17 protein-coding genes are annotated in these 14,375 nt (G+C 61.5%); 9 read left to right on the top strand and 8 right to left on the bottom strand.

All coding sequences use genetic code 11. The features are described 5' to 3' along the window. Nucleotides 1-120: 120 nt before the first annotated feature. Entirely contained in the window at nt 121-597 is a 477-nt protein-coding gene (locus tag RO009_04830) for an Rrf2 family transcriptional regulator (GenBank protein MDT3684352.1), read from the top strand. A gap of 33 nt (nt 598-630) precedes the next feature. On the opposite strand, the gene RO009_04825 is transcribed toward RO009_04830, so the two are convergent. The 4 genes from RO009_04825 to RO009_04810 are packed head-to-tail and all read right to left on the bottom strand — an operon-like array spanning nt 631 to nt 3,073. Continuing rightward, the gene (locus RO009_04825) at nt 631-846 is read right to left on the bottom strand and encodes a hypothetical protein (protein ID MDT3684351.1); all 216 of its coding nucleotides are present in this window, start codon (nt 844-846) and stop codon (nt 631-633) included. Next, nucleotides 843-1,175, bottom strand: a complete 333-nt coding sequence (locus RO009_04820; GenBank protein ID MDT3684350.1) for a metal-sulfur cluster assembly factor — start codon at nt 1,173-1,175, stop codon at nt 843-845. The genes RO009_04825 and RO009_04820 overlap by 4 nt, the downstream gene beginning before the upstream one ends. Beyond that, nucleotides 1,172-1,705, bottom strand: a complete 534-nt coding sequence (locus tag RO009_04815; protein ID MDT3684349.1) for a DUF2249 domain-containing protein — start codon at nt 1,703-1,705, stop codon at nt 1,172-1,174. The genes RO009_04820 and RO009_04815 overlap by 4 nt, the downstream gene beginning before the upstream one ends. A gap of 12 nt (nt 1,706-1,717) precedes the next feature. Beyond that, nucleotides 1,718-3,073, bottom strand: coding sequence for a hypothetical protein (locus RO009_04810; GenBank protein ID MDT3684348.1), 1,356 nt, complete (start codon nt 3,071-3,073; stop codon nt 1,718-1,720). Between the two features lie 174 nt (nt 3,074-3,247). On the opposite strand from RO009_04810, the gene RO009_04805 reads away from it, so the two are divergent. The 8 genes from RO009_04805 to RO009_04770 all read left to right on the top strand — a co-directional run bounded on the left by RO009_04805 (nt 3,248) and on the right by RO009_04770 (nt 9,359). Next, nucleotides 3,248-3,628 carry a ferredoxin family protein gene (locus RO009_04805; GenBank protein MDT3684347.1) on the top strand — a complete coding sequence of 127 codons (381 nt, stop codon included), beginning with the start codon at nt 3,248-3,250 and terminating at the stop codon, nt 3,626-3,628. 105 nt (nt 3,629-3,733) lie between these two features. Beyond that, nucleotides 3,734-3,979: a DUF2249 domain-containing protein gene (locus tag RO009_04800; protein MDT3684346.1), complete on the top strand. Its 246-nt coding sequence runs from the start codon at nt 3,734-3,736 to the stop codon at nt 3,977-3,979. Between the two features lie 24 nt (nt 3,980-4,003). Next, complete coding sequence (locus RO009_04795; GenBank protein ID MDT3684345.1) at nt 4,004-4,405, top strand: DUF1858 domain-containing protein; 402 nt, start codon at nt 4,004-4,006, stop codon at nt 4,403-4,405. A gap of 98 nt (nt 4,406-4,503) precedes the next feature. After that, on the top strand, nt 4,504-4,926 hold the full coding sequence (locus RO009_04790; GenBank protein ID MDT3684344.1) for a hemerythrin domain-containing protein: 423 nt from the start codon (nt 4,504-4,506) through the stop codon (nt 4,924-4,926). 119 nt (nt 4,927-5,045) lie between these two features. Continuing rightward, nucleotides 5,046-6,221 (top strand): 2-hydroxyacyl-CoA dehydratase, encoded by a 1,176-nt coding sequence (locus RO009_04785; protein MDT3684343.1) that lies wholly within the window; start codon nt 5,046-5,048, stop codon nt 6,219-6,221. 11 nt (nt 6,222-6,232) lie between these two features. After that, complete coding sequence (locus RO009_04780) at nt 6,233-7,576, top strand: 2-hydroxyacyl-CoA dehydratase family protein (GenBank protein MDT3684342.1); 1,344 nt, start codon at nt 6,233-6,235, stop codon at nt 7,574-7,576. After that, a complete protein-coding gene (locus tag RO009_04775) occupies nt 7,573-8,379 on the top strand; it encodes an acyl-CoA dehydratase activase (GenBank protein ID MDT3684341.1) in 807 nt (268 codons plus the stop codon). Before RO009_04780 ends, RO009_04775 begins: the two co-directional genes overlap by 4 nt. A gap of 11 nt (nt 8,380-8,390) precedes the next feature. Further along, nucleotides 8,391-9,359, top strand: a complete 969-nt coding sequence (locus RO009_04770; GenBank protein MDT3684340.1) for an acyl-CoA dehydratase activase — start codon at nt 8,391-8,393, stop codon at nt 9,357-9,359. Between the two features lie 181 nt (nt 9,360-9,540). Here RO009_04770 and RO009_04765 read toward each other — a convergent pair whose 3' ends face one another. From RO009_04765 to RO009_04750, 4 genes are all read right to left on the bottom strand, one after another. Continuing rightward, nucleotides 9,541-10,713, bottom strand: a complete 1,173-nt coding sequence (locus tag RO009_04765; protein MDT3684339.1) for a CaiB/BaiF CoA-transferase family protein — start codon at nt 10,711-10,713, stop codon at nt 9,541-9,543. Nucleotides 10,714-10,837: 124 nt separating this feature from the next. Further along, nucleotides 10,838-11,734, bottom strand: coding sequence for an ABC transporter permease (locus RO009_04760; GenBank protein MDT3684338.1), 897 nt, complete (start codon nt 11,732-11,734; stop codon nt 10,838-10,840). Nucleotide 11,735: 1 nt separating this feature from the next. Further along, nucleotides 11,736-12,689 (bottom strand): ABC transporter permease, encoded by a 954-nt coding sequence (locus RO009_04755; protein ID MDT3684337.1) that lies wholly within the window; start codon nt 12,687-12,689, stop codon nt 11,736-11,738. Between the two features lie 65 nt (nt 12,690-12,754). Further along, a complete protein-coding gene (locus RO009_04750; GenBank protein MDT3684336.1) occupies nt 12,755-14,338 on the bottom strand; it encodes an ABC transporter substrate-binding protein in 1,584 nt (527 codons plus the stop codon). Between the last annotated feature and the right edge of the window lie 37 nt (nt 14,339-14,375).

The following is a 14,375-nucleotide window of genomic DNA, read 5'->3' as shown; positions in this document are numbered from 1 at the left end:
AATGTAAACTTGTCCCGGACATCTACCTCTTGATGCATAAATTCTGCTGCCCGCCGCTATCGGTATATATATATATATCAAAGCGTACATCCTAGCTGCGTCATAGCGAACGAGGGACAGTTGCGGCTTACGACTTTCTCCGATTACGCCCTGCGCGTGCTGCTTTACGCAGCGAATGCTGGCGACCGGCTGATCACGATCGACGAGACCGCCAAGGTCTATGGCGTATCACGCGCACATCTGATGAAGGTCGTGAATGTGCTCACCCGGGCGGGATACTTGAAAGCCGTTCGCGGCCGCTCCGGCGGGCTGCTGCTGGCGCGATCGCCGGAGAAAATTCGGCTTGGCGACATTATCCGGCTGTCGGAGCCGGATTTTACGCTGGTGGAATGTTTCTCGATCGGCAATGAGTGCATCCTCACACGATGTTGCGGGCTGCCACGGGTCGTCAATGAAGCGCTCAATGCCTTCATCAGCACCTTCGACCGCTATACGCTGGCCGATATCGCGCTGAAAGGACGCGATTTTTTGCCGCCCCACGGGAAGAAGCTGGGCACACGGGGGCCGCATTTCGCCCGCCCGCGCGCATCACATTGATCGCTCGCCGCGCAATCGCGTGCGTTCGCGCGGCTACCAGGAAAGGTGCTTCGTCAGCCGATGCAGCAAAGCGTTGAAGCGGCGTTCGCCATGCGGGTCGCTGTGCCGCAGGGTTACGCAGGCATGACCGGCGAGGCGGCAGGCTTCCTCGACGTTTCCCGCCGCCGCCAGCTTTTCGAGACTGCGCAACAGCAGGTCGCTAAGCGTCGGCGTGTCGCGCGTTTCCGGCCTTTGTTGAGGCGCGTTCACCAGCCCACCCCATCGGCCACGCCGAGATATTTCTTGGCCTCGGCGCTCATCATCTCGGGTGTCCACGGGGGGTCATAGGTCAACGTGACGTCGACCGTTTTCACGCCGGAGATCGTACTGGCACTTTCGCGGGCACCCTCCTTCAGAAAACTCGTGGCCGGGCAGCCGCGCGTCGTCGTAGTCATGGTGATAAGGGCGACGTCGCTCTCGACGGCAATGCTGTAGATGAGACCGAGGTCGACGATGTTGAAGCCGAGCTCAGGATCGATCACAGTCCGCAGCGCGTTGCGGACCTCGTCGGCGAGATCGCTCTTGACGTCGGTACTCATGCCATAGCCTCCCGCCGTGCGCCGACCCGTATAACGATCTTGTAGGTCTTCCCATCCGCCTCGAAGCCGCCGCGCCAGCGGTGTCCGCGCTTCGCCAGTTCGGGAAGAAGAAACGTCGGCTCGCGGCAGAGCAGCGAAGAAAGCACCTCACCCTCCTTCAGCGCCTCGGTCGCAGCGAGAATGCGCACCATCGGTTCCGGCGGGTCGAGATCGCGGTTGTCGAGATGCTGCGACGGTGCAGGCCATTCCGAGTCGTCGTTGGGCGATATGAGCGCCTGAGCCTGGTCGGGCGTAGCCGTTGACGTCGGCCGGAACAGCACTTCCCAGTCGCCGCCGTCGAGGGACTTGGCCTCGTGGGTGAAACCCTTGGATCCGAGCACGTGAAAGAGCGGCGTCGGCTCGAACGTGGCGTACAGCCGCAGTCCCTTTCCCGGTTCGAGCGAGGAGATGGTCTGCATGATCTGCTCGAATGGCTCGCCGCCAGCGCGCAGGATCGGTCGCACGTCCAAATCAATGTATGTCATTGTCATCGTACCGGCCTTTCAGGTTTGTTGAGACACACAAAGGAAGAGCCGTGGGCGGTGGGCGCCGGCCGGGAGGCGATTGGCCGCATCTACCTCGACGAGGCACCGCGCACGAACGAGTTCGGCGATGATGGCGACGCTCGCGGCAAGCATCACTGCCGCGGCCGCTCGAAATACCGCAGTCGCATCGAGCATCAGCGCTATGGTACCGAGCCACACCGCCGCAAAGTACAGCCAGAACCATTTGGCTGCGCGCGACTCCGCGACCAGGTCCTGCACGCGTGGCGTCAACGTCTTGCCCAGGACCGGCCCGTAGCATTCGAGCCAGGTCAGGAATGCGACGATCTTGTAGAGCTTTGCCAGACCGAGTCCGGAGAGCCATCCGAACGCGATGAGGAAGACGATGGCGCCCACGTCGTGCGAAAGGCTGCCGCGCGCCAGCGCGGCAGCGAGAAGCGTGGCTGCTGCAACGAGGGAGGCGAGGGCGAGGCCGGCCATGCGGCTGTTAAGTTCCATGTGGCGCCGTTTGCGCGCGCGATAGAGCCGAGCGACATCGAAGACGTAAACCGCAAGAGCAGCGGCTCCGAGCACCGCTGCGGCAGCGAGCAAGGTGTTCAACTCGAGGCCATGGCAGACGGCAATGATGCCGCCGAGAATGACAAGCGCGAGCGCAAGCGTTCCGGACGAGAGGGCAGCACGAACGCTCCAGCCCTCGACATCCGGCGCGAGCATGAACATGGCGAGCAGCCGGTAGCTCACGCCTATCGCGCTGAACGTCAGCCAGCCGCCGAGTCCTGCGATGATGTGGATCGGAACGCCGGCCGCCGTGAGCTGAATCAGGCGCTCGTTTGTGGTCGTGCCGCTGAGCACGAGCGTAAAGACGATTCCCAGGGCGACCGTCACCACGACGCTAAGCAGACCGATCACGACAAAGCGCGCCGGCAGGGGCAAGCCGCGCAGGGGCCACAGCGTGCGGCCCAGATTCCACAGATTGAGAGCGAACCCAACGCCGAGCAGCGGTCCGGCGATTGGAAGCAGGGGCATGGCCCATGTGAGCCGTCCGTCCAGTTGCAGGAAGCCGCCGAGCAGCGCGATGAGCCCGGCAACAAGCGCGAGCAGCGCCGGGAGCGGCAGGGTATCGCTGTAGAGCGGCCGTGCGACCAGCACCGGCACGAACTGCAGGAGCGCGCCTGACATCAGCAGGCTCAGCCAGCCAAGCGCGACCAGATGCACCAGAAAGAGCGTCTCTACAGACCGGAGCTCGGCGAAGGGAAAGCCATAGCCCGACGCCATCAAGGTCTCGGCGGCCAGCAGTGCAAGAAGCGCGGCCGCGAAATACGACATGGTCCAACGGGACAGTGAGGCGCCGATCATCGAAGCTCTCCGTCTGTGGCCGCCGTCAGCAAGTCCTTCACATCCGGTCGCCACGGCAATCTTTGCGCAAAAAGAAATATTGTCAATATATCATTTAAGAGCTAGCTTCGGCATCAAGGCGCCGAAGCGTCTAATTGCTGTTCGGTGCTTTCGTCAGATTGGAAGGAGCGCGCCGTGCCCTATGTCGTCACCGAGAATTGCATCAAGTGCAAGCACATGGACTGCGTCGAGGTCTGTCCGGTGGACTGCTTCTACGCCGGCGAGAACATGCTGGTCATCCACCCGGACGAATGCATTGATTGCGGGGTGTGCGAGCCGGAATGCCCCGTGCAAGCCATCCATCCGGACACCACACCGGGTCTTGAGCAATGGCTGGCGCTCAACCGTGAATATTCGGCGAAATGGCCCAACATAACGGTGCGTGGCATTGCGCCTGCCGACGCCAAGGACTGGGACGGCGTCCCCGGCAAGCTGGCTCACTTCAGCCCAAATCCGCATGTGGATGATCAACCATCCGCTGAGCAAGTTGTGACAGTGGCTCACGAAGGAGCCTGAGTCGCATATCGATTGATCGCGAGCTTGCCTCGCCGTGAGCAAATAGATATATTTTAAATGTATGTTATAATTGCCAACTTCACAGCAACTGAAGAGGAGACGAAAATGGAAAATGGTACGGTTTTGGATGTACGACAGCTCCCGCCACCACAGCGTCACGCGCTGATCTTCGACACTTATGGGAAATTGAACGGCGGCGAAGGCTTCGTTCTCGTGAACGATCACGACCCGAAGCCGCTCTACTATCAATTTCAGGCGGAAAAGCCCGGCGAAGTGAGCTGGGAATATCTCGAACGTGGCCCTGATGTCTGGCGTGTTCGTATCGGCCGGCAAGGCGCGGCGACGAACTAAAGCTCCGTCGCGGCAGCCGCACTGGTGCCGCGATCGCTATCCGGCGAGGCCGAGTATCCGAAGCACGTCATCGGTGAACTCGGCCAGCCGGCAACCACGGCAGCCTGGACCAAACGGATGGCCGACCGGATTCCTCAGCCGCACCACATCGTGAACGATGTCATGCGTCGATGGCCGGAGACGGTATGGCTGTTCATGCACTACGGCATGGCGTGTGCGGGATGTCCGGTCGGCGCGTTGCACACCGTCGAAGACGCGGCACTGGAATATCAGGTTCCACTGAAGACTTTTCTCTCCGAGCTGCGCATCGCGGCCGCCACCAGGCCGAAGCCGCACACGGCCAAGAGCGACCACACGTATGTTGGCAAACGCCCAAGTGCTTCGCGTATGCGGCGGCGCAAAGATCGCCGACAGCATTTGGATTGAAAATGCAGCAACACATAATTCAGGAGACGCCTCAACCTTCGGCGACATTACAGTCCGCCGCTTGAGTCGCCGCAAGACATTCAGCAAGGAGAGCCGCGATGACAGTCGACACAATCAGTTATGCCACTCTGATCGATCAGTTATCGGCTGAACATGCCGAATTGCTGCCCTGGGTCGATCGACTCCTCGCCCTCGCGGCCGGCGCCGATGCTGAATTGCGCGAAGCAGTCGCCAGTGGCGCCGACAAGATTGCCGGGCCGCTTGAGCGTCACATCGCCCAGGAGGACAACGTCCTATTTCCGGCCTATGCGCAGGCGAGCGGTGGTCCCGGTCTGGTTGCCCAATTCGAAGCGGAGCATCGCGAGATTCTGCAGCTTCGTGACGAATTGCTGGCGGCGTGCGAGAGCAACGACGGTCGCCGGCTCGGCATGCTCACCGCGCGCTTCGCCGAACTCATCGGCGACCATATGCGGCGGGAAGACATGATGCTGTTCCCATCGGCGCGCGACGCGCTGGGATGAGTCGCGCCGCCGATTGATAGCTAATTTGGCGGCTGCCTTGATCAAAGTCAAAGCGTCCCGTGGCATTAAATACGCATTCTAGTACCGAATTACGTATTTGCCGGAAAGGAGCGCAGGCCATGACCACTGCCACCACCGCGGAAGCCGAGCTCAATGTCGTCCTCGAATACTGCAATGACGTGCGGATGGCGCCGATCCCGGATGCGGGCTCGCTGCCGGAAGGCTTTGCCGGCACGCTTGGCCACTTCCCCGTCTATTTCCCGGAGGAGGTTGCGCATGCCGCCGGCCTGCTACCGGTCGCGGTCCTCGGCGGCGGTAACCGGCTTGAACTCAAGCACGCCGACGCGCGCATGGGTTCATTCGTCTGCTCGATCTGCCGTTCGACCGCGGAGCTCGGGCTCAATGGCTCGCTGCAGGGGTTGTCCGGCTTCATCACCCACCCGATCTGCGATGCCGCCAAACACCTTGCCGGCATCTGGGCGCGCAATTTTCCTGAACAGCTCTCGCAGATCCTTTATCTGCCGCAGAACGTCAATACGCCGGGTGCGGTGCGCTACATCGCCGCAGAGTTTCAGCGCCTGCGCAGCGAACTGGAAAAGAAATCCGGGCGCAGTGTCGATGATGAGTCGTTACGCCGCAGCATCGGCATCTACAACGATAACCGCAGACTGTTGCGCGAGATTTATGCGTTGCGCCGTGACGAGCCGTGGAAGCTGAGCTGCACCGAATCCTATCTGTTGACCCGGGCGCGCAGTCGCATGCCGGCCGAGGAGCATAACGGTCTGCTGAAACGCGCGCTTGATGCCGCCCGCCAGCGCAACCTGCCGGCCCAGGACAAGCCGCGCGTCGTCTTCGTCGGTGGTTTCTGTGAGCAGCCACCAATCGAGATGCTCGAAGCAATTGATAGCAATTGCTATGTGGTCGACGACGACCTGCTGATCGGGCTGCGCTGGCTCACGCAGGACGTTCCCGAGGCCGGCGATCCGATCTGGGCGCTGGCGGAGAGCTTTGTCGAGCGTTCCGCGGCGAGTCCGGTGCAGCATGACGAGCGCAAGACCAAGGAAGGCTACTTGATGGAGATGATCCGCTCCAGCAAGGCCGATGCCGCTATTCTTACCGCGGCGAAGTTCTGCGAGCCCGGCCTCGACGAGCAGATCGCCTGGGCGAAGCATCTCGACAACACCGACATTCAGTATCTCGTGCTCGAATTCGAGGAGAAGATGACCTCGTTCGAGCAGATGGCGATGCAGCTCGAGACCTTTGCCGAATCGCTGCTGTTCGCGGTTGCCGCCTAGAGGAGGACGCCATGAGAATCGAAACAGTTGACGCCATTCCGCCCGCTGCCGCACCGTTCGACGCCCGGGTCGAAGGCCAGCGTTTGATGCGCGATTGGTATACCGCCCTCGAACAGGCGCCTGCCCGCGGCCAACACGTCGCCAATGTGTTCGTGATGGGCAATGCCGTCGAGATCCTGCGAACCTTCGATTTCCAGTTGGTATTCCCGGAAATCAATTCGCTGCAGACCGGCGTGCGCAAGGCCTCGGAAGAGTATATCCGCCTCTCGGAGGACTACGGCATGTCGCCGGACGTGTGCTCCTATGTGAAGGCCGATGTCGGTCTGATCCTGAAGGAGAACGAGCACCCGGCCGGCCGCATTCCGAAGGCGGACATCGCCATCGCATCAAATATGTGCAGCACCTTCATCAAATGGGCCGAAATCTGGGAACGGTTGCTGAAGACGCCGACATTCGTGCTCGATCTGCCGGGTCAGCGCGCAGGAAACTGGAAGGTACGCCCGGGCGACGCGCAGCACGCCGCCGACGCGCGCTGGGTCGAGGCGCAGTTTCGCGATCTGATCGAGAAGTGCGAGACCATTACTGGCAAGCGCTTCGACATGGATCGCCTCGCCGAAGTGGAAGACCGCGTCAACAAGATGGTGTTTCACTGGAACAACGTCATGGCGCTCAATCGCGTCTGCCCGGCGCCGTTCAACGCAATGCTCGACGGGCTCACCTACATCGGCATCATGAACGTCTATCGCGGTGCGCAGGAAGGCGTCGACTTCATGCGTAATATTGAAGCCGAGCTCCGCGCCAAGGTCGCTCGCGGCGAAGGGCGCGTTCCCGAGGAGCGTTACAGGCTCTTGTTCTCAGGCACGCCCTGCTACGTGTCGATGCGCCGCCTGGTCGAGCTGTTCGAGACCTGGGGCGGCGTTTTCGCCTATTCGGATTACTTGACATTCGCCGCCGGAGGCATGGATGCGGGCGAACTCGTCTACGACACGTCGCGGCCGCTAGAAAGCCTCGCCGAGATCACCGCGCTGGCCGCGCAGCGCGGGCTGTCCAATCAGTTTTTCGCGCATGAGCGGCTCGCGCAGCAGATACGTGACTACGATGTCGACGGCATCGTTTTCCACGGCATCAAGAGCTGCCGATTCGTCTCCTCCGGCATGGCCGACACCCGCGACTACCTCAACAAGCGGCTGAAGATGCCGAGTCTCTACATCGAATCCGATCTGATCGATCCACGCTACTGGTCGGACGCGCAGATCAAGAACCGCGTCGATGCATTCTTCGAAACCTTGCACCAGAGCGGCGGTGCGCCGCGCGCCAACAAGTCCGTTTCGTCTGAAAGCGGGAGGGCAGCATGAAATACGTTGCGGGAGTTGACGTCGGATCGACGCAGACCAAGGCGGTGATCATCGACGAGAACAAGACCATCGTGGGGCGCGCGCTGCTCGACATGGAGACCAGCATGGCCACCGTCGCGCAGGACGCGTTCAGGGCGGCAGTCGCCGATGCGAAGATCAGCGAGGCCGATGTCGTTCGCGTCGTTGGCACAGGGTATGGCCGCTATAACGTGACCTTCGGCAGCGAGCAGGTCACCGAGATCAGTTGCCACGCGCGCGGCGCGGTCACGCTGTTTCCGGGGACGCGCACAGTCATTGACATCGGCGGCCAGGACACCAAGGCGATCCGCGTCAAGGAGGATGGCCAGGTCGGCGATTTCACCATGAACGACAAGTGCGCCGCCGGCACCGGACGCTTCCTCGGCGCCGCGTCCTATGCGCTGGAAATGCCGCTGTCCGAGCTCGGGGCGCTGGCGCTCAAGTCGCAGAACCCGGTGCGCATCACAACAACCTGCACCGTATTCGCCGAGTCGGAGATCATAAGCCATCTTGCAAAAGGTCTCTTGCCGGAAGACGTGCTGATGGGCGTGCACCAGGCCATCACCAGCCGCTGCGTGTCGCTCGCGCGGCGCGTCGGCATCGAGTCGGAAGTAACGTTCACCGGCGGGGTGAGCCGCAATATCGCCATCGTCAAGCTGATCGAGGAAGCCGCCGGCGCCAGGATCAATGTCAGCCCGGACGCGCATTTCTGCGGTGCGCTCGGGGCCGCGTTGTTTTCGCACGACCGCGTCTTTGGCGGTCAGGCGCATCCGGTGGCAGCTTAGGGGAGGAGCACATGCTACACGTTGCAGGTATCGACATCGGGTCGACCTATTCCAAGGCAATCGTGCTCAATGAACGGAGCGAAGTCGTCGGCACGGCGGTGCGGCGCACCGGATTCAAGCTCGCGCTTGCCGCCGAGGCGGTGTTCGAGGAGCTGTTAAAGTCCAGCAACCTCGACCGCGCAGCGATCACCTATGTCGCCGCCACGGGCTACGGCCGCTATACTGTGCCGTTCCGCAATACGCAGATCACCGAACTCACTGCGCATGCGCAGGCCGCGGTGCATCTTTACCCGGACACCCGCACAATCCTCGATATTGGCGGGCAGGACATCAAGGCCATCAAGGTCGACGGCGAGGGGCGCGTGAAGGTGTTCCGCCTTAACGACAAATGCGCCGCCGGCACAGGCGCTTTTCTCGAAAAGACCGCCCGCTATCTCGGACTTACGACCGCCGATCTCGGCCCCTATGCGCTGCGCGCCACAAACCCGGTGCCGATCAGCAGCGTTTGCGCGGTGTTCGCCGAATCGGAGGTGATCAGCCATCTGTCGAAAGGTGTACCGGCGGAAGACATCGTCATGGGCGCGATGATTTCGCTCGGCGGCCGTGCGATTCAGCTCATGCGCCGTGTCGGGATCGAGCCGGGTTACATGCTGACCGGTGGAATGACGCGCAACGCGGCGATGGTCAAGGCGCTGGAAGAAAGCCTGGGCGCCCGTTTCCACGTCGCGCCCGATGGGCTCGGTCAGCTAAACGGCGCATATGGCGCCGCCTTCCTCGGGCTGCGCCGCGTTGAGAAGCTTCTCGCCGAAGGCAAGCCTATTCCGCCGACCGCGGCGCAGCAGGCGCCTGGTGAAGCGGGCACGACGGTGCGCCGCTGGTCGGCGTTGGCGCCGAAGAAGAGCATCGAGCCGTGCCGCGTGACCGGCACCTGTCCGGTCGTCGGCAAGCCTGTCAACAAGGCGCTCGAAACTGCAGCCTGAAATAAGGGTGAGGTTTTTGTCGATCGGTCTAGTTTGGGTTCTTGGGCTGTATCCGGGATAACGTGAGGTGAAGCGGCACACGCAGAGAAAAAGATATCCGCATTGGTGGGTAACGGCTGATCACGCGTAACCTTCGATGCTCGCCGCTGACGCGGTTCGCACCTCAAGGTGACGGAGAGAGTTATATCTCCCCGATCTCCCGCAAAATCTCCTGCGTGTGCTGCCCGACATCGGGCGGCGCCAAGTCGGACTCTGTCGGCCTTCCGTTGATCACCAGCGGTGTGCGCACGCCGGGAATGGCGCCGCCTTTCGCCAGGTCGCTTTTCGGCGCGATCTGCATGCCGCGCGCCACGATCTGCGGGTCTCTGAACACCTCGTCGATGGTGTTGATGGGTCCGGCCGGCACGCCGGCCGCTTCGCATTTTTCCAGAAGGTCGGCGCGGGTGCGCTGCGCGGTCAGGGCGGTCAATTGCGGGATCAGCGTGCCGCGATTGACCACGCGGTCGCCGTTGGTCTTGTAGCGGGTGTCCTGCGCCAGTTCGGGGACGCCGAGGATCTGGCAGAATTTCGCATATTGCCCGTCATTTCCGACGGCGATGATCATGTGCCCGTCCGAGGTCGGGAACACTTGATACGGCACCACGGTCGGGTGCGCGTTGCCCATGCGGGTGGGCACCTCCCCGGACACCAGATAGCTCAGCGCCTGGTTCGCCAGCACGCTCGTCATGGTATCGAACAATGCCATGTCAACATACGAGCCGCAGCCGGTGCGCTCGCGTTTGTGCAGCGCCGCGAGGATGCCGACAACCGAATAAACGCCGGTAAACACATCGGCGAAGGCGACGCCGAGTCGCATCGGTTCGCGCTCCGGCTCGCCGGTGATGCTCATGATCCCGCCCATCCCCTGGATGATCAGGTCATAGCCGGCGCGGTGAGCATAGGGACCGGTCTGGCCGAAGCCGGTGATCGAGCAATAGATCAGGCGAGGATTTTCGGCGGACAAACTCTCGTAATCGAGCCCGAACTTCTTTAATCCGCCGAGCTTGAAGTTTTCCACGAGGATGTCGGAGCGCATGGCGAGCTTGTGTGCGATGCGCCGGCCGCGCTCGCTCTCGAAATTGAGCGCGATCGACCTCTTTCCTCTGTTGCAGGAATGATAATAGGAGCCGCCGAGATTTTCACCGTTCTTGCCTTCGACAAAGGGCGGACCCCATTGCCGGGTGTCGTCGCCCAGACCTTCGCGCTCGACCTTGATCACGTCTGCGCCGAGGTCGGCGAGAATCTGCCCGGCCCATGGTCCCGCCAGCACGCGGGCAAGTTCGAGAACGCGGATTCCGGCAAGAGGTCCGGGCATGTAATGGTTCCATCCTCTTGGTCGTCAAACCCGGTCTTGTGCCGGTCATCCACATCTTGGCCACGAACCGAGACGTGGATGGCCGGGACAGCCCGGCCGTGACGATGGAAATGATGTTGGCCCGTTATACCTTGAACCTTGGGTCGAGGAAGTCGCGCAGGCTGTCGCCGAACAGGTTGAATGCGAAAACTGCAAGGCTGATGGCGATGCCTGGGAAAATGATCATCCAGGGTGCCTGGCTGTAGAATTCCTGCGAGGTGCCGGACAGCATCAGGCCCCAGGCCGGGGTCGGCTCGGTGACGCCGAGCCCGAGGAAGGACAGCGAAGCCTCGAGCAGGATCGCCTGCGCGATAAAAGCTGTGAACATGATCAGGAACGGCGCCACGACGTTGGGCGCGATATGGCGGAAGATGATGCGTGGATGGCTGTAGCCGGCGGCGCGCGCGGCGTCGACGTAGGGCAAGCCACGGATCGCCAGCGCTGCCGAACGCACCACGCGCGCGATCTTCGGGATCATCGGGATGGCGATCGCGATGATCAGGTTGACGTCAAGCCCCATGACCGGAAATTTGCCAAGCACGGCGACAACGGCGAGCGCCAGCACGATGATCGGGAAGGCGAGCAGTACGTCCATGAATCGCTCGATGATCATGTCGATGCGTCCGCCGAAATAGGCGGAGATCACGCCGATCATCGCCCCGATGCCAGAGCCGAGCAGGGAGGCGAAGAAACCCACCGCCAGCGCGGTACGCGCACCGTAGATGATGCGCGAGAACACATCCCGCCCGAAGGCATCGGTCCCCATCCAGTGCTCCCAGGATGGCGGGGCAAGCATCGCACCGTAATCCAGCGCCAGCGGGTCGTAGGGCGCGACAAATTCCGCGAGCACACCGCACAAAAAGAGAATGACGATGAAGGCCATGCCGGCGCTGCCGGTTGGCTGCGCGCGGATGAATTCGATGATCGGATGGCGAACCTTGCGCGTGCGATACGGGATCTCGGTCGTGGTGATCGTCGTCATGTCAGCTGTACCGGATACGCGGGTCGAGCACGGCGTAGAGCAGATCGACCACAAAATTGATCAGAATGAAGAACGCCGCGACCAGCATGACGAGGGCCTGCACCATCGTGTAGTCGTTACGGGTCACGGTCTCGACGAACAGCTTTCCGATGCCGTTCAGGTTAAAGACCTGCTCCGTCACCACGAGCCCTCCGATCAGGAAGGCGAATTCGAGGCCGACGACGGTCACGACCGGCAGCATGGCATTGCGGACGGCGTGGCGTGAAATGACCAGGCGCTCATAAACGCCCTTTGCGCGCGCGGTGCGGATGTAATCCTCATGCAGCACTTCCAGCAGTGTGGAACGTGTCATGCGCGTCGCGACGGCGGAATAGCGATAACCCACCGCGATCGCCGGCCAGATGAGCTGCGACAGATTGTGCAGCGGATCCTCCCAGATCGGGACATAGGTCAGCGGCGGAATCCATTCAAAGCTGTAGAGCAGCGCGAGGATGATGAGCATGCCGAGCCAGAAAGAGGGCACGGCGAGCCCCGCAATCGCGAAGACGCGGATGGCGTGATCGATCCATGAATTGTTGTAGAGCGCCGCAATGGTGCCGAGCGGGATGGCGATAATGATCGCGAGGACCGTCGCCATGATGGCGACCTGCAGCGACAATCCCAGCCGGCTGCCGATTTCGTCGATTACCGGACGTCCGGTCCACATCGAGGTGCCGAAATCCCCGACCATGATGCCGGTTATCCAGTCGTAGAATTGCAACCAGAGCGACTTGTCGAGGCCGAGACGGGCGCGTTCGGTGGCGAGCGCCTCCGGGCTCACCTGCCCGCCGTCCATGAGGAGCCGCAGTTCGACGATGTCGCCCGGCATCATGCGCAACAATACGAAAACGAGAACCGCGACGCCGAACAGGGTCGGGATCATCAGCAGCAGGCGATGGATGGTGTAGCGGAGCATAGCGAAGTTACACACCGGAAAGGAGAAAAGCCGGGCGGCGTGCAGGCCGCCCGGCGACTAGGCATTTACTGGTCCAGCCAGACGTCCTGGAGGTCCTGGTTGATGTAGTGGCTTGGCGACATGTGCCAGCCTTTCAACTGTTTCCAGTTTACGATGATGCGGTGCCACCAGATGGTCGGGAAGGTATAGGCCTCGGTGAGGGCGTGTTTCTCGAAATCACGCAGCAGCGCCATCCGCTTCTTGGGATCGAGCTCCCGCTTCTGCTTCTCGTACAGGTCGTCAAGCTTGCGGTCGTTGTAGCGGCCGTAATTGATCGACGACTTGTCGGCCGAGATGTATTTAAGCAGCTGCAGGTTGGGATCGTCGACCGCGTCGCAATTGAAGTCGAGACCGACGTCGTAATTGCCGCTACGCAGATTGCCGATATAAGCCTTGGTCTCCGGCTGGTCATGTTCGGCGGTGACGCCGATCTGGCGCCATTGGTCGATCACGAACACGCCGACCGGCGTATAGGGCATCGGCACATTGCGATTGAGGAACTTGAACTTCAGGTCCTTTACGCCGGCGTCTGCCAGAAGCTTCTTGGCTTCGGCGCGCGCCTTGCTGATGTCCTTGCCATAGCCCGGATACTGCACGATCTCCTTTTCGCTAACGGCGAGCTCATAGCCCGGCCGCAACAAGCCGCCGACATGGCGGACCAGCGCGATCTTGGACAACGCCTGTGCACCCTGCCAGCGGTCGATAGCGAGCGAAAGTGCGCGCCGCACCCGGGCATCGTCGAATGGCTTTTTCTCTGTGTTGAAGGTGACAACCAGGCTGCACACCCAAGGCGATTCATGCACATTCACCTTGTCGCCAAGAGCATTGACAAGCTTGGTCTGATCGGCAGGAGAATGTCCGCGGAATTCGGCCAGCACTTCGCCAGCCTGCAACGCATTCACGCGCGCCGCCGTGTTGCGGATGAAGATCGCGCGATAGCCGTCGAGATAGGGCTTGCCTTTCTCGAAATAGTCGGCAAAGCGCTCACCGACCCAGTGCGAGCCGGCCGCATGTTCAACGAACTTGAACGGGCCCGTCCCCATTACGTTCTTTTCGGGGAATTTGGGATCTTGCTTCAGCTTCGCCGCGCTGTAGATGCAATCCCAGGGCGAGGCGAAATTGGTCAGCATCGAGGCGTTGCGCGCCTTCAGCTTAAAAACGACCGTCTGCGGATCGGGTGTCTCGATTGAGGCAACGTCTTCATAGGCGGCCTTGCGGATCGACACCACGCCTGCCGGCGGAGTGGCGATGCGCTCATAGGTGGCTTTCACGTCGGCTGACGTCATCGGCGAGCCGTCGTGGAATTTGATGTTGGGCTTCAGCTTGAACGTGTAGGTGAGCCCGTCCGGTGACACCGTCCATGATTGCGCCAGATCACCTTTGACCTTCGGATAGTTCGGCTCGTCAAACTTCAACAGCGTGTTGTAATGCGGCCGGACCGGGTGAATGAACGCAAACGATGTCGCGCCGTGGCAATCGTAATTCGGCGGCTCGGCGCTGACCGCGAATTTGAGAATGCCGCCTCTCTTCGGCGTCTGCGCATCGGCCGTGCCCGTGGCAAAAGCAAGTGCCCCTGCCGCGAGGATGAAAGCCCCATATCTTTTCAGCATCTCGTTTCCTCCGTGGATTTCAGTATGCCGGCCTTGT

Source organism: Pseudorhodoplanes sp. (assembly GCA_032027085.1).
In the GTDB taxonomy this organism is placed as follows: domain Bacteria; phylum Pseudomonadota; class Alphaproteobacteria; order Rhizobiales; family Xanthobacteraceae; genus Pseudorhodoplanes.
This window is presented reverse-complemented; position numbering and strand designations above follow the sequence as displayed.

What these genes read in the sequence shown, in the direction of transcription:
- RO009_04820 (MDT3684350.1), bottom strand. Translation starts at nt 1,175, where the DNA reads ATGAGTACCGACGTCAAGAGCGATCTCGCCGACGAGGTCCGCAACGCG.
- RO009_04815 (MDT3684349.1), bottom strand. Translation starts at nt 1,705, where the DNA reads ATGACAATGACATACATTGATTTGGACGTGCGACCGATCCTGCGCGCT.
- RO009_04810 (MDT3684348.1), bottom strand. Translation starts at nt 3,073, where the DNA reads ATGATCGGCGCCTCACTGTCCCGTTGGACCATGTCGTATTTCGCGGCC.
- RO009_04800 (MDT3684346.1), top strand. Translation starts at nt 3,734, where the DNA reads ATGGAAAATGGTACGGTTTTGGATGTACGACAGCTCCCGCCACCACAG.
- RO009_04790 (MDT3684344.1), top strand. Translation starts at nt 4,504, where the DNA reads ATGACAGTCGACACAATCAGTTATGCCACTCTGATCGATCAGTTATCG.
- RO009_04785 (MDT3684343.1), top strand. Translation starts at nt 5,046, where the DNA reads ATGACCACTGCCACCACCGCGGAAGCCGAGCTCAATGTCGTCCTCGAA.
- RO009_04780 (MDT3684342.1), top strand. Translation starts at nt 6,233, where the DNA reads ATGAGAATCGAAACAGTTGACGCCATTCCGCCCGCTGCCGCACCGTTC.
- RO009_04775 (MDT3684341.1), top strand. Translation starts at nt 7,573, where the DNA reads ATGAAATACGTTGCGGGAGTTGACGTCGGATCGACGCAGACCAAGGCG.
- RO009_04770 (MDT3684340.1), top strand. Translation starts at nt 8,391, where the DNA reads ATGCTACACGTTGCAGGTATCGACATCGGGTCGACCTATTCCAAGGCA.
- RO009_04765 (MDT3684339.1), bottom strand. Translation starts at nt 10,713, where the DNA reads ATGCCCGGACCTCTTGCCGGAATCCGCGTTCTCGAACTTGCCCGCGTG.
- RO009_04760 (MDT3684338.1), bottom strand. Translation starts at nt 11,734, where the DNA reads ATGACGACGATCACCACGACCGAGATCCCGTATCGCACGCGCAAGGTT.
- RO009_04755 (MDT3684337.1), bottom strand. Translation starts at nt 12,689, where the DNA reads ATGCTCCGCTACACCATCCATCGCCTGCTGCTGATGATCCCGACCCTG.
- RO009_04750 (MDT3684336.1), bottom strand. Translation starts at nt 14,338, where the DNA reads ATGCTGAAAAGATATGGGGCTTTCATCCTCGCGGCAGGGGCACTTGCT.